The sequence below is a fragment of the Arthrobacter sp. 10T44 genome, assembly GCF_056393885.1.
The window spans coordinates 85,777-99,229 of the sequence record NZ_JBFTGT010000008.1 but is presented as its reverse complement, the minus strand read 5'-3'; the positions used below and the strand labels follow the sequence as shown (position 1 = coordinate 99,229).

The 13,453-nt window shown below is 69.7% G+C and carries 13 protein-coding genes; 5 read left to right on the top strand and 8 right to left on the bottom strand.

The window, feature by feature from the left end:
- Positions 1–83: 83 nt before the first annotated feature.
- The gene (locus tag AC1DBL_RS13820) at positions 84–905 is read right to left on the bottom strand and encodes a hypothetical protein (RefSeq protein ID WP_476926329.1); all 822 of its coding nucleotides are present in this window, start codon (positions 903–905) and stop codon (positions 84–86) included.
- Between the two features lie 30 nt (positions 906–935).
- On the bottom strand, positions 936–2,288 hold the full coding sequence (locus AC1DBL_RS13815; RefSeq protein ID WP_476926328.1) for a M20/M25/M40 family metallo-hydrolase: 1,353 nt from the start codon (positions 2,286–2,288) through the stop codon (positions 936–938).
- Positions 2,289–2,372: 84 nt separating this feature from the next.
- Between AC1DBL_RS13815 and AC1DBL_RS13810 the strand changes: the two genes are divergently transcribed.
- Together AC1DBL_RS13810 and AC1DBL_RS13805 are read left to right on the top strand one after the other, a co-directional pair.
- Positions 2,373–3,047, top strand: a complete 675-nt coding sequence (locus AC1DBL_RS13810; RefSeq protein WP_476926327.1) for a DUF1684 domain-containing protein — start codon at positions 2,373–2,375, stop codon at positions 3,045–3,047.
- Positions 3,048–3,162: 115 nt separating this feature from the next.
- Entirely contained in the window at positions 3,163–3,573 is a 411-nt protein-coding gene (locus tag AC1DBL_RS13805; RefSeq protein WP_476926326.1) for a GtrA family protein, read from the top strand.
- Positions 3,574–3,589: 16 nt separating this feature from the next.
- Here the strand turns inward: AC1DBL_RS13805 and AC1DBL_RS13800 are convergent, their stop codons facing one another.
- The 6 genes from AC1DBL_RS13800 to AC1DBL_RS13775 all read right to left on the bottom strand — a co-directional run bounded on the left by AC1DBL_RS13800 (position 3,590) and on the right by AC1DBL_RS13775 (position 10,153).
- Positions 3,590–4,741: a cysteine desulfurase family protein gene (locus AC1DBL_RS13800; protein WP_476926325.1), complete on the bottom strand. Its 1,152-nt coding sequence runs from the start codon at positions 4,739–4,741 to the stop codon at positions 3,590–3,592.
- Between the two features lie 8 nt (positions 4,742–4,749).
- Positions 4,750–5,706, bottom strand: a complete 957-nt coding sequence (gene nadC / locus AC1DBL_RS13795) for a carboxylating nicotinate-nucleotide diphosphorylase (protein WP_476893343.1) — start codon at positions 5,704–5,706, stop codon at positions 4,750–4,752.
- The gene (locus AC1DBL_RS13790; RefSeq protein ID WP_476926324.1) at positions 5,703–7,514 is read right to left on the bottom strand and encodes an L-aspartate oxidase; all 1,812 of its coding nucleotides are present in this window, start codon (positions 7,512–7,514) and stop codon (positions 5,703–5,705) included. Before AC1DBL_RS13790 ends, nadC begins: the two co-directional genes overlap by 4 nt.
- On the bottom strand, positions 7,511–8,809 hold the full coding sequence (gene nadA / locus AC1DBL_RS13785; protein ID WP_476926323.1) for a quinolinate synthase NadA: 1,299 nt from the start codon (positions 8,807–8,809) through the stop codon (positions 7,511–7,513). Before nadA ends, AC1DBL_RS13790 begins: the two co-directional genes overlap by 4 nt.
- Positions 8,806–9,534 carry an NUDIX hydrolase gene (locus AC1DBL_RS13780; RefSeq protein ID WP_441417403.1) on the bottom strand — a complete coding sequence of 243 codons (729 nt, stop codon included), beginning with the start codon at positions 9,532–9,534 and terminating at the stop codon, positions 8,806–8,808. The genes nadA and AC1DBL_RS13780 overlap by 4 nt, the downstream gene beginning before the upstream one ends.
- 145 nt (positions 9,535–9,679) lie before the next feature.
- The gene (locus AC1DBL_RS13775) at positions 9,680–10,153 is read right to left on the bottom strand and encodes an Lrp/AsnC family transcriptional regulator (RefSeq protein ID WP_441417402.1); all 474 of its coding nucleotides are present in this window, start codon (positions 10,151–10,153) and stop codon (positions 9,680–9,682) included.
- Positions 10,154–10,326: 173 nt separating this feature from the next.
- Between AC1DBL_RS13775 and AC1DBL_RS13770 the strand changes: the two genes are divergently transcribed.
- The 3 genes from AC1DBL_RS13770 to AC1DBL_RS13760 all read left to right on the top strand — a co-directional run bounded on the left by AC1DBL_RS13770 (position 10,327) and on the right by AC1DBL_RS13760 (position 13,429).
- Positions 10,327–11,703: an amino acid permease gene (locus tag AC1DBL_RS13770; RefSeq protein ID WP_476926322.1), complete on the top strand. Its 1,377-nt coding sequence runs from the start codon at positions 10,327–10,329 to the stop codon at positions 11,701–11,703.
- A 118-nt stretch (positions 11,704–11,821) separates the two neighbouring features.
- Complete coding sequence (locus AC1DBL_RS13765) at positions 11,822–12,232, top strand: YciI family protein (protein ID WP_476926321.1); 411 nt, start codon at positions 11,822–11,824, stop codon at positions 12,230–12,232.
- Between the two features lie 6 nt (positions 12,233–12,238).
- Complete coding sequence (locus AC1DBL_RS13760) at positions 12,239–13,429, top strand: RNA polymerase sigma factor (RefSeq protein WP_476926320.1); 1,191 nt, start codon at positions 12,239–12,241, stop codon at positions 13,427–13,429.
- Positions 13,430–13,453 lie beyond the last annotated feature (24 nt).

Genomic DNA, 13,453 nt, shown 5'->3' with positions numbered 1-13,453 from the left:
AATCTCCGGAGGGTGCGAGCGAAGCCGCTGGATTGTCAGCGGGAGGGCAATGTCCCCGGGCCGCCATGGTGCCGGCGGGGGGACTAGTTTTTGATCTTCAGCGACATTAGCATCCGCTGGACATTGGCGAATTCCGAGCCCTCGTTGACGTATTTGTCCGCCTCGCCCAGAGTGTCAAAGGACTGGGCCGGGGCGACTTTCTGGTCCGGAGCGAACGCCTTGAGCTCAAGCAGGTCGCCGAAGGAGTAATCGCCCTTGCCTTCGGGGCCGCGCACGACGTTCCGCAGGGCGCAGGCTTTGCCGCCCGCCCCGCCGACCACGTTGCTGATGCCGTACGAGCCGAAGTACTTGTAGCCCTGGATCACGCGGAACACCACATGCGGGTCGATGGTTCCTTCCCCGCCGAGGTGCGGCAGTTCCACCGGAACGCTGCTGACCACCACGTACGGCTTGGCCGTCCCCGGCTTGCAGACGGCCGCCGCCTGCGGCCGGAGTCCGGTCTGCAGCGTGGCCAGGTACCGGCCGTCCGCGTCCTTGACCTCGATCTTGAGCGCCCCCGGCAGTGAGCCCTGCGCCGGGGTGACGGACTGGGCAATCCACTCCTGCGGCAGGTCGAAACTCACGTTCTTGCCGGGATCGGAGTACGTTTTCCAGGCCGCCGCCGTGGCACCAGCCGTCGCGGAGGCGGTTGCGGAACCAGAGGCGCCCGCGGAGGCCGAGCCGCCTGACGCGGCGGCCGGGGACGACGCACCGGTGGAGGAAGCCGCCGTCGAGCCGGCACCCGGACTCCCTGCCGTCCAGGCCGGCGTGCCCTTGCCTTCGCTGCTGCAGCCGGCGAGCGCCCCGGCGGTGAGCGCCAGCGCGGCGGCTATCCGGAGTCCGCGGGTAAGAACCGTGCCAGTCATGCTGCCAGCGTAGCCGGGCACCCGCGCGGTTCAGAGCCTCCGGAGCAGCGTTTCGTAGAAGCGGACGCCGTGGCCCAGGGTCTCGAGCGAGATTTTTTCGTCGACGGCGTGGATCGAGCCGCGGTCCGCGGCGTCCATGGCGAAGGGGGCGAACCGGTACACGGAGTCGCAGATCCGGGTGAAACGGCGCGAGTCCGTGCCACCCATCATGATGTACGGCGTGATGATCGCCTCCGGGAAGGTCTCTGAGATACAGTCCTCCAGCAGCTGCCACTGCGGACCGGTGGAGGCGGACACCGGCGTGGGCTCGTTGCCCTCCACCACCCGCAGTTCCACCATCGGATCCCGGATGACTTTCCGCAGCCGCTCCACGGTTCCGGCCACGGTATCTCCCACGGCCACCCGTATGTTGGCGTTCGCCTTGGCCGTGGCGGCGAGCACGTTGGCGCCCGCGCTACCTTCCAGGGTGGTGATGGCCACGGTGGTCCGGGTCATCGCGTTGGTTTCGTTCCCCAGCCGGCCGAAGAGCCACGTCATTGGGACCCTGAGCAGGGACAGGTTCGCGAAAGCTACCCGCAGCGGGGCCGGGGCGTGCGGTCCGAAGCGCCGGAGCATCTCCGCGGTCACCTCCGGGAGTCGCTGCGGGAAGGGATTTTGCTCGATCCGGGTGATCGCCCGCGCCAGCCGCGCCGTCGCTCCCATCCGGGGCGGCGTCGAGGCGTGTCCCCCCGGATCCCGGGTCAGCAGCTCCACGTCCAGGATCCCCTTTTCGGCCACGCCGACGACGGCGGCCGGCCGGCTCACGCCGGGGAACGCCCCGCCCGCCACGGCTCCGCCCTCGTCCAGCACCAGCCAGGGCCGCACCCCACGGCCGGCCAGCAGCTCCACGGCCGCTGCGGCACTGTCTCCGGCAGTCTCCTCGTTGTTGCCGAAGGAGAAGTAGACGTCGTGCGCCGGGGCAAAACCCTCGCCCAGCAGGGCCTCCGCGGCCTCCAGGATGGCGACCAGCTGGCCCTTGTCGTCCAGCGTGCCGCGGCCCCAGAGATGGGTTGCGTCGCTGTGGCCGGAGAACGGCGGATGGGTCCACGCCTGTTCGTCCCCCGCCGGCACAACGTCGTAGTGGGCCATCAGCACCGTAGGGCGGCTGCCGGGATCCTCCGAGGTACCGGGCCAGCGGAACAGCAGGGCCGCCCCGTTGACGCGTTCCACATCGAGGGCTGCGTGGACCGAGGGGTAGAGCCGGGGCAGGGCCGCCAAGAAGGCCTCGAACTCTTCGGCGTCCACCTGTGCCGGAACCCGGGAGGAGACGGTGCGGAACCGGACGAGTTCGGCCAGCGAGGCGGCGGCGCGGTTGGCGGACCCGGCGGGGGCGGAGTTGTTCATGCGCGAAGTCTACGGTCCCCCAGCGGCGCTCCGAGGGCACGGCCCGCCGCGTTTCCGGCGGCGAAACAAGGCTAGGCTGGGGGGATGGCTGAACAGCATTTTGATGGAGCGGACGTTGACGGCCCGGACGGCGTCTCGCGAATGTCCGCCGTCGACATCGCGGACTGGCGGCTTCGGACCTTTGCGCTCTACGCCGCCGTGCGTAAGATCGCCGCGGATAACCCGGCCGAAGCCCACTCCTACTGGCGGCAGGAGCGCGACCGGCTGTTCGGCACGCACCCCGCCTCGCCGCTGACCGACGACGCCAAGGCGAACTTCGGCGGCCTGAAGACCGCGGACTACGATCCGATCTATCGCTTCCACGTCCCCATCACGAAAGAAGGCGCCGGACGGGAGATGAACGTCGAAACCGGTACCGACGGCCTCGTTCGTTTTGTCCGGCTGGGTACCTTCGACCTGCCGGAGATGGGCCAGCTCGCCGTCTGGAAGCTCAACGGCTACGGCGGCGGCATCTTCGTGCCGTTCCGCGACGCCACCGCCGGCCAGCCCGGCGGCAGCTACGGCGCGGGCCGCTACCTGCTGGACACCATCAAGGGCGCCTTCCACGGCGTGACGGGCTCGGGGCCGGACGCCGAGTTCGTGCTGGACTTCAACTTCGCCTACAACCCGTCCTGCGCCTACAACGAGGCGTGGGCCTGCCCGCTGGCCGGGCCGTCGAACCGCCTCGCCGTGGACATCCCGGTCGGCGAGCTGTACTAGACGGATGGAGTCGCAGCTACAACAAGCGCAGCCCTCCCGGCAGTACCCGCCGGACACAACCGCGGCCTCCCCAACTTCTTCCCCCTCTGCTTCACCGCGCCGCCGCCACCGGGGCGTGCTCCGCTATCCGTTGGTCCGCCAGCTGCTGCGCTTCACCGGCGTCGGCGTCGTTTGCACCGTGTCTTCGCTGGCACTGTATGCCTTCCTGCGGCCGTGGATCGGACCCCAGCCGGCCAACGCGGCTGCGTTGATCCTCACGTCACTGATGAACACCGCGCTGAACCGGCGGCTGACGTTCAAGATCACCGAGCGCCACCGGATGAAGCGCGACCATCTCAACGGGCTGATGGTAATCGCCGTCGCCCTGCTGATCACAGGCGGCAGCCTCGGCATCCTGCACTGGATCAACCCGGACGCCACCGTGGCCGATGAGCTCTGGACCACCACCCTGTCCGGCTTCCTGGCCACGGCCGTAAGGTTCACGATGCTGCGGCACTGGATCTTCCGCCGCGCCCGGCACCGCTAGCATCCAGCGGGGCCGCCTAGCCGAGGGCGCGGATGCTGCCGACGGCGGTGCGCACCGCGGCTGCTGCTTCCCGCAGCTCGGTGGCGGTAATGGACGAATCGAAGCTGAAGCGCACGGCGGTCTGGGCCACTTCGGCGCTGATTCCCATCGCCAGCAACACGGGCGACGGCTCGTCCGAGCCCGCGGCGCAGGCCGAACCGCTGGAGCAGACCACACCCTGCCGCTCGAGTTCCAGCAGCACAGACTCGCCGCTGGTTCCCGGGAAGCAGAACGAGGCCACCGAGGGCAGCCGCTCGACCGGATGGCCGGTCAGCACGGCGCCGGGCACTCCGGCCAGGACGGCGCCGATGAAGTCATCACGCAGGGCAGCAACCCGCGAGGAGGCTTCCTGCTGCGAGGTCCCGGCCAGGCTCAGCGCCGTTGCGAGGGCCACCGCGCCGGCAACGTTCTCGGTGCCCGAGCGGCGGCCGCGTTCCTGGCCGCCACCGTGGACCAGCGGTTCCAGCCGGGTCCGGCCGCGCACGAACAAAGCTCCGCAGCCCTTCGGGGCGCCCAGCTTGTGGCCGGAAAGGCTCAGGGCATCGACGCCCAGGCCACGAGTGTCGAGCGGCAGCCAGCCCGCGGCCTGCACGGCGTCGCTGTGGAACGGGATGCCGCGACCGCGGGCCAGCGCCGCCAGCCGGGCTACGGGCTGGATGGTGCCGACCTCGTTGTTGGCGTACATGACGCTGGCCAGCGCGGTTTCCGGCCGGAGCACGGCCGCGAACGCTTCCTCGGTCACCTGCCCGTAGCGGTCCACCGGGACCACGTCGACCGCGAAGCCGTGGACACGTTCGAGGTACCTGGCGGAGTCCTCCACCGCGGGATGTTCGACGGCGCTGATCGCCACCCGGTCCAGGCGCGGGTCCGCAGCGCGGCGGGCCAGGGCGATGCCCTTGACGGCGAGGTTGTCCGCTTCCGTGCCGCCGGAGGTGAAGACGACCTCGCCGGTCCGGCAGCCCAGGGCCTTGGCCGTCGTTTCCCGGGCTCCCGCGAGCGCCGCGGCGGCGGCGTCGCCGAGCGAATGGTGGCTTGAGGGGTTGCCGAACTCGCCGCTGAGGTACGGCCACATGGCGTCGAGCACCTCGCGGCGGACCGGCGTGGTGGCGGCGGCGTCCAGGAAGATCACGGCATTCCTCAGTCGAGCGCCGGCCCGGCGGCCTGGGCCATAGCCCCGGCGGCAGGTTCCAATTCGATGTCGAGGCCCAGGTCCAGGGCGCTGACACTGTGGGTGAGCGCACCGATCGAGATGACGTCCACCCCGGTGGCGGCGATGCCGGCCACGGTCGCGAGGCTGACGTTGCCGCTGGCCTCGACCCGTGCCCGCCCCGCGACGAGTTCGACGCCGTCGGCGAGTTCGATCAGTGAGAAGTTGTCCAGCATGATGGTGTCCACGCCGGCGGCCAGCACGGGCTCGATCTGCTCCATGCTGTCCACCTCCACCTCGAAATGCGTGGTGTGCCCCAGCCGCGCCTTGGCGTCGCGCAGCACCGCGGTGAGCTTTGCCGGGTCACCACCGGTGAGCACCGCCAGGTGGTTGTCCTTGGCCAGGACCGCGTCCGAGAGGCTGAAGCGGTGGTTTGCTCCGCCGCCGCAGCGCACCGCGTAGCGCTCCAGCACGCGAAGCCCCGGCGTCGTCTTCCGGGTGTCGGTGATCCGCGCACGGGTGCCGGCAACCAACGCGACGAACTCCGCGGTCCGGGTAGCGATCGCGCTCATCCGCTGCACCAGGTTCAGCGCCACCCGTTCGGCCAGCAGCACGCCGCGGGCGTTGCCGGTCACCCTGGCCAGCGCCGCGCCGGCCTCGAAGGCATCGCCGTCGGCCACGAGCAGTTCGACGACGGCGGCCGGGTCCGCCAGCTTCATCGCCGCGGCGAACACCTCCCCGCCGCTGAGCACCCCCGGCACCCGGGCTGCCAGCACCGCAGTGGCGCGGGCGTCGGCGGGGATGAGGGTCTGCGAGGTGATGTCGCCGTACGGGGAGTCCTCCTGCAGGGCGGCGCGCAGCACGGCCTCCACGGCGGCCGCGGGGAGGGTGCCGGCGAGGGCAGTCACCGGGAGGGCGCCCGGTCGGGCTGTGGCGGGTGCTGTCATGACGAAATCCTTTGTTTCGGGCGGGATGCGGCGGCATACCGGTGGCCGTGGGTTAGGGCGGCCGGGGCGGAACGGGCCGGGGCTGCGAGCATTGCGGGGACGACGGCGTCGCCGTCACGGGAGGCGGGGTCTGCGTCCGCCCGGAAGTGGGCGCCCACCGAGCCGGTCCTGGCCCGCGCGGCTTCCACCAGCAGGCGTGCGGCCAGCAGCAGATTCCGATCCTCGTGCCCGGACTGATCCAGGCCCGCGTCCGTCACCCTCTCGGGCCGGACCACGCCAGCCCAGGCAGCAAGCTGCGCAGCCGCAGCATCGAGGTCAGCCCCCGTACGCAGCACCCCGGCAGCCCCAGTCATCAACCGCCCCAAAGCCTCCCGACAAAACACCCCGGGACCAGGCCCAGACCCGGTTTTCACAACACCCTCGTGCAAGCCGGCCAGTGGTGTCACTTCCCCAGTCGTGTCGCGCGAGGGTACTGCGGAAGCGTGCGTCAAGGCGAGGCCGCCCGCGGCCGAGCTAGCACGCGGAGCAGTGCCGTCGTGCGACGGCCCCGCACCAAGGAAGTCCTCCACGGCCCGTCGCCCGAACACCAGCCCTTCGAGCAGCGAATTGCTGGCAAGCCGGTTGGCGCCCTGGGCCCCCGTGCACGCGACCTCCCCTGCAGCGTAGAGCCCCGGTACCGAGGTGCGCCCGCGCAGGTCGGTGGCGACCCCGCCCATCCAGTAGTGCGCCGCCGGGGACACGGGCAGCGGTTCGGCGGTCCAGTCGTACCCGGCGGCGCGTGTCGCTGCCGTGATGGAGGGGAACCGCCGGGCCAGGAAGCCCGGCCCGCGGCTGGCTTCAATTCCCCGGGCATCCAGGTAGACCGGGCTGTCCGCCGGGAGCCCGGCGGCCGCAAGGTGCAGCGCGATACTGCGGGAGACGACGTCGCGCGGGGCCAGCTCCGCGTCCGGGTGGTAGTCGGGCATGAAGCGGTAGCCGGCGGCATCCAGCAGCACGGCACCCTCGCCGCGCACCGCCTCCGAGATCAGCAGCGCGGGCGGCCCGCCCGGCACCTCGGCTGCGGCCAGCGTGGTCGGGTGGAATTGGAAGAACTCCAGATCGCGGACCGCGGCCCCCGCGCGCCAGGCCAGGGCGAGGCCGTCGGCGGTGGCGACGGATGGGTTGCTGGTGCGGGCGAACAGCCGCCCGGCGCCGCCGGTGGCGAGCAGCACGGCGTCGGCGTCGAGTCGCTTCGGCTCCGCGCCGGCCAGGTAGGCGACACCGGTGACGGCGCCCGGATTTGCTCCTGACGGACCGCCGCCCTCGGTGAGGAGCTCGGTCACCAAGGCGCCGGTTTCGACCCGGACTCCACCCTGGACGGCGCGCTCGAGCACAGCGGCCACGAGCGCACGCGCGATGCGGGCCCCGGTCGCATCGCCGCCGGCGTGAAGGATGCGGGCGGCCGAATGCGCAGCCTCGAGCCCCAGCGCCGGGCCGCCGTCGGCACGGACGTCGAAGTCCACACCGAAGCGGCGCAGCCCGGCGATGTCCCGGACGGCCTCCGTGCACAGGATCCGCACCGCCTCGGGATTGTTCAGCCCGGCCCCGGCGGCGAGGGTATCGGCGATATGCGCCGCCACGGAGTCACCCGGTGCGGCCTCCCCCGGCGCCAGCACGGCGGACACGCCGCCCTGGGCGTAAAAGGTGTTGCTCTCCTCGAGCGCGCGCTTGGTCAGGAGCACCACCTCAGAGGCGGACGCTTCCGAGGCGAGCAGCGCCGCGTACAGCCCGGCGATCCCGCTGCCGACGACGATGAGCCGCCTGGTCACGGCCGGGCCGCCAGCATGCGTTCGAGCGCCACGCGGGCCGGAGCCGCGACGTCGTCCGCCACCGTGATGCGGTTGACCACCTCGCCGCGCACCAGGGACTCCAGCACCCAGGCCAGGTAGCCCGGGTGGATGCGGTACATGGTGGAGCAGGGGCAGATCACCGGGTCCAGGCAGAAAATGGTGTGCTGCGGGTTTTCGGCGGCCAGCCGGTTGACCAGGTTGATCTCGGTGCCGACCGCGAAGACGGTGGGCTCGGTGGCGGCGGCAATGGCCTTGCGGATGAAGTCGGTGGATCCGGCAGCATCGGCAGCGTCGACCACCTCCATGGGGCACTCCGGGTGCACAATGACCTGCACGCCCGGGAACTCGGCGCGCGCCTTCTCGATCTGGGCCACGTTGAAGCGCTTGTGGACGGAGCAGAAGCCGTGCCAGAGGATCACGCGGGAATCCTGCAGGGACTGTTCGTCGTTGCCGCCGAGCTCCTTGCGCGGATTCCACATCGGCATCTGCTCCAGCGGCACACCCATGGCCTTGGCGGTGTTGCGGCCCAGGTGCTGGTCCGGGAAGAACAGCACGCGCTGGCCCCGCTCGAACGCCCACTCCAGCACGGTGGCGGCGTTCGAGGAAGTGCAGACAATGCCGCCGTGCTCGCCGCAGAAGCCCTTGAGCGCTGCCGAGGAGTTCATGTAGGTGACCGGGATGACGGGCACCCGGCCGTCGGCGTCGGGGTCGGTGCCGAACAGCTCCTCCAGCTGTTCCCAGCACTCGGTGACCGAGTCGATGTCCGCCATGTCCGCCATCGAGCAGCCCGCGGCGAGGTTGGGCAGGATCACGGCCTGCTCCGGCCGGGACAGGATGTCCGCGGTTTCGGCCATGAAGTGCACACCGCAGAAAATGATCGCCTCGGCGTCGGGCCGGGTCAGGGCCGCATTGGCGAGCTGGAAGGAGTCGCCCACGAAGTCGGCGTATTCCACCACCTCGTCGCGCTGGTAGAAGTGCCCCAGGATGACGGCCCGGTCCCCCAGCGCTGCCTTGGCGGCCCTGATGCGGGCGTCCAGTTCGGCGTCGCCGGCCAGGCGGTACTCCTCCGGGAGCTGGCCCTGGCGGGGGGTGGACGGCGGGGCCACGTCGGCCACAGAAGCTCCGGGGCCGTAGGCGGGCACACCGGCAAGGGCCTCGGCGAGGTCGTAGTCCCAGGGACCCCGGGCGAGCGCGGGGCTGCAGGTGGACCCCGCGGTGCTGCCTTCAGCCTGTTCGCGCGTGATCAGCTGGATCGCCGTGTTGACGCTGCTCATGGTGTGCTCCTGTTGTCTGGATCGAGGCCTGGGCGGCCGGTAAAGCGGTAGAGGCGGGGCGGGCGGTGCTTGCCGCCTTGGAGGTATTCGTCGGTTTCTTCGATTTCGGGGGCGGCTTTGATCTGGCGGCGGAAGTTGGCCGGATCCAGCTCGCGGTCCAGGACTGCCTCGTAGACTTCCCGGACCTGGGCGAGGGTGAAGTACTCGCCCAGCAGGTGGTAGGCGATGGAGCCGTAGGCCATCTTGTTCCGCAGCCGCCAGAGCGCGTACTCGATGATGGTGTTGTGGTCGAACGCCAGTTCGCCGAGCCGGTCGGCCCGGAACCAGCGGACGTTTTCGGATTCGTCCGCGAGCGCGGCCTCGGTCGGCTGGACCAGGGCCCAGTAGACGATCGAGACCACCCGCTGGGTGGGCGAGCGGTGCAGGCCGCCAAAGGCGTAAAGCTGCTCGAGGTAGCTTGGCGCCAGTCCGGTGGTTTCGCGCAGGTTCCGGGAGGCGGCGTCCTGCAGCGACTCAGCATGCGTCAGCGGCCCGCCCGGCAGCGCCCACAGCCCCTTGAATGGCTCCCTGATCCGGCGCACCAGCGGGATCCACAGCGTGGGGCGGCCCGAGCGCTCACTCGGGCGCAAGGCGAAGATTACCGTGGAGATGGCCAGCGACGGCGGCGCGAGCTGGCGCTCCGAGACGTTGGCTGGAGAGGTGTAGACGGTGATCAACCCCCGCATTCCGGGGTCCGGACCGGTCCCGTGGAGACTGCCCGGACGGTTCCGGCCCTACCGCCGGAATAGTTATAGTCAAAGTGACTAGAACTAATTCTACGACGACGCCGGTCCGGCGCAAAATGTTGCGGTCTCCGGGCTGGCCGCGCGGCTACTCCCGCTGCGCGGCGGCTTCCAGCAGCGGCAGGGTCCGGCCCTCGAAGTGGGTGTTGAGCACGATCACCGAGGAGGAACGGAGCACAGTCCGGGTAGCGATCATCGCATCCAGCACCCGCTGCAGGTCCGGGTTGGAGCGGGCCGCAATCCGGGCCATCAGGTCCGAGCTGCCGGACACGGTGTGGATCTCGATCAGCTCCGGAATGCGCGCCAGGGCCTCCACGACGGCGTCATGGCCCAGGTCCTGGTTGATGGTCAGGGAGCAGAAGGCGACCACCGGGTAGCCGAAGCGGGCGGGATCCGGTTGCGGCACCCAGGAGCCGATGACGCCGCTGTCCTGCATCCGGTCCAGTCGCGACTGCACGGTGGCCCGGGCGACCTTCAGCACCCGGGACGCCTCCAGCACGGAGGCCCGAGGGGCGTCCGTGAAGAATCGGACAATCTTGGCGTCCAGCGGGTCCACGTTCACGTCAGTTTCCTTGCCTGCAGGGATTCAACCGCACAAATCGTCGTGATTCGGGCTGGCTATTCAACAAACTGCAACCATGCTCTCACGCCGCCCGCGCGCGAGGGCACCCCGGGGACGGTAAATTCGAATGGTCCCAAAAGGACGCATCCACCACCGTAAGAAGGTTCGCCAGCATGACAACGAAGTCCACCGCGGAGCGCCCGGCCGTGAAGCTCGGCCACAGCATGAAGCCCCGCCAGCTCACCATGATGGGACTCGGCAGCGCCATCGGCGCCGGTTTGTTCCTCGGATCGGGGGCCGGAATCCAGGCCGCCGGTCCGGCCGTCCTGATCTCCTACCTGGTCGCGGGCACCCTGATCATCATCGTGATGTGGGCCCTCGGCGAGATGGCCGCCGCAAACCCGAACAGCGGCGCGTTCTCCGTCTACGCCGAGAAAGCCATGGGAAAGACCGCCGGCGCCACCGTGGGCTGGCTCTGGTGGCTGCAGCTCGTCGTCGTCATCGCGGCCGAGGCGCTCGGTGCGGCCGGGCTGCTCTTCACGATCTGGCCTGTTGTTCCGGTGTGGGGACTCGCCCTGATTTTCATGGCCGTCTTCACGGCCATCAACCTCGCCGGGGTGAAGAACTTCGGCGAATTCGAATTCTGGTTCGCGATCCTCAAGGTCGCCGCCATCCTGCTGTTCCTGGCCATCGGCGCCGCCCTGCTGTTCGGCTGGCTGCCGGAGGTTCCCAGCCCGGGACTGAGCAACATCACCTCCAACTTCGCCCCGGCGGGCCTGGGCGGAATCGCGGCGGCCTTGTTCGTGGTCATCTTCGCCTTCGGCGGCACGGAAATCGTCAGTGTCGCCGCGGCAGAGACGGAGAACCCCGAACGCAGCGTGGGCCACGCGATCCGCACCGTCGTCTGGCGCATCCTGGTGTTCTACATCGGCTCCGTGTTCGTCATCGCCGCCGTGCTGCCTTCGACGTCGGCAGCACTGAAGTCGCCGTTCGCGGGCGTCCTGGACCTGGCCCGCATCCCCGGCGCCGGCGCGGCAATCACCCTGGTCGCCGTCGTCGCCCTGCTCTCGGCCCTCAACGCGAACCTTTACGGCGCCTCCCGGATGGCCTACTCGCTGTCCGTGCGCGGCGAAGCTCCCGCCTTCCTTTCGCGGCTCAACACGGCCCGGGTCCCGGTCATCGCCGTCAGCATCTCGGTGGCCTTTGGCTTCCTGGCGGCCGTGCTCGAACTGCTGTTCCCGGAAAAGATCCTCCCGGCGCTCTTCCAGCTGGTGGGCTCGACCTGCCTCGTGGTGTGGGGCTCGGCCCTGGTATCCCAGCTGATCCTGCGGCGCCGGGCGGACCGTGCGGGCACCGTCCTTCCGCTGCGCATGAAGGGCTTCCCGGGGCTCACGGTGTTCGGTCTGGTTCTCCTGGCCCTGATCTTCGCCGTCGGCTTCAGCAGCCCGGAGAGCAGCAAACAGCTCTTCAGCACCATGGCGCTGATCGCCGGCATCGCCGCCGCCTGCTGGATCGGCGCCCGGCTCGGCCGTGCACGCCGCGCCGACTGAGGCTCCCCGCTGCAGCCTTTCGGGACTAAATTTGGGGATGCATGTCGAGAAGTCTTGACCGGCTCCGCTCACTAAGTGGAAGACCACGACAGGCGTGGCCCCAATATAGGAGATCATCATGCCGAAGTATCTGCTCCTCAAACATTACCGCGGCGGCCCCGTGCCGCACCGTCCAGTGCCCCCGATGGACCAGTGGGCCCCGGCGGACGTAGAGGCACATATGGCTTTCCTCAGGCGGGTCAGCGAGGTGCTTGAGGAGAACGGCGAGTACGTCGATGCGCAGGCGCTCACCCCTGAGCGCACCTGGGTTCGCTACGGAGGCCCGGGCGCCGCACCCGTCACCACAGATGGCCCGCTTCCTGAGACCAGCGATCTGGTTGCCGGGTGGTACATGATCGACGTCGATTCACGCGAACGGGCAGTCGAACTCGCGGCCTTCGTCTCCTCCGAGCCGGGCCCGGGCGGCGAGCCGCTCTACGAGTGGATCGACATCCGTGAAGTCATGTCCGGGGCACCCTCGCACGACTAACCGGGCGTGATCATCGATCCGATGCGAACACTGGACGAGGGCGCCCTGCGTGCCCTCGTCCGGCGGGTGCTCGCAGGTCTGGTCCGGCGGGGCGAGGACTTCGACGAAGCTGAGGATGCGGTCCAGGAGGCGCTGCTCGAAGCGCTGCGGGTCTGGCCGGAACACCCACCGCGCGAACCACATGCCTGGCTGACCACTGTCGCCATCCGCCGGCTTGTCGACGCCCGACGCAGCCAGGCAGCCCGTCACAGACGAGAAGAGGCCACTCGCGACGAGCCGCAGTCCCCTCTGACAGACGAGGGCGATGACACGCTCTTTCTACTTTTCTGCTGCTGCCACCGTAGCCTTGCACCTGCCTCCCAAGTGGCTCTGACCCTCCGCGCTGTCTGCGGCCTCACTACCCGCGAGATCGCCGACGCCTTCTTCGTTCCGGAAGCGACAATGGCGCAACGGATCAGCCGCGCCAAGCGCTCCCTGCAGGGGCGCCGCCTGGACCAGCCCGGCGACCTCAGCGTCGTACTGCATGTGCTCTACCTGGTCTACACGCGCGGCCACGCTGGCCGCCTCGACCTGGCACAGGAAGCCATCCGACTCGCTCGCCAGCTCACCCTCGTGACTGAAGAACCGGAGGCGCGCGGGTTGCTGGCCCTCATGCTCCTCAACCACGCTCGGCTCCCGGCACGGTTCGATCCCGAGGGCCGGATTGTCACCCTCGACCGGCAGGACCGCGGCCTGTGGGACGGACGAGAGATCGCGGAGGGCGTTCGCGTCCTGCAATCAGCGCTGGCCGCTCAGCGCTTCGGCAGATACCAGATCGAGGCTGCGATCGCAGCACTTCATGACGATGCCGCGACCGCCGAAGAGACCGATTGGCCGCAAATTCTTGCCTGGTACGACGACCTCGTCGCGCTCACCGACGACCCGGCGCGTCATAACCCGGCCGCAGCACTCGGGCGCGCGGTCGCAGTCGGCCACGTTCACGGCGCCTCTGCAGGGCTGCAAGAGACCTACCTGCTACGGGACGTGATCGGCGACCGGCACCGCTGGCATGCAGTCCTGGGCTATCTGCACGAGTTGGGCGGCTGTTTCTCCGCCGCTGCTGCCGCCTACGCCGAAGCTGCCCGCCGGGCGACGAACGTCGCCGAACGCGACCACCTTGTCCGGCAGGCCTCCCGCGCACGGACCAAGACTGAGTAAATACTCTGTACAAACTGCCAAGCG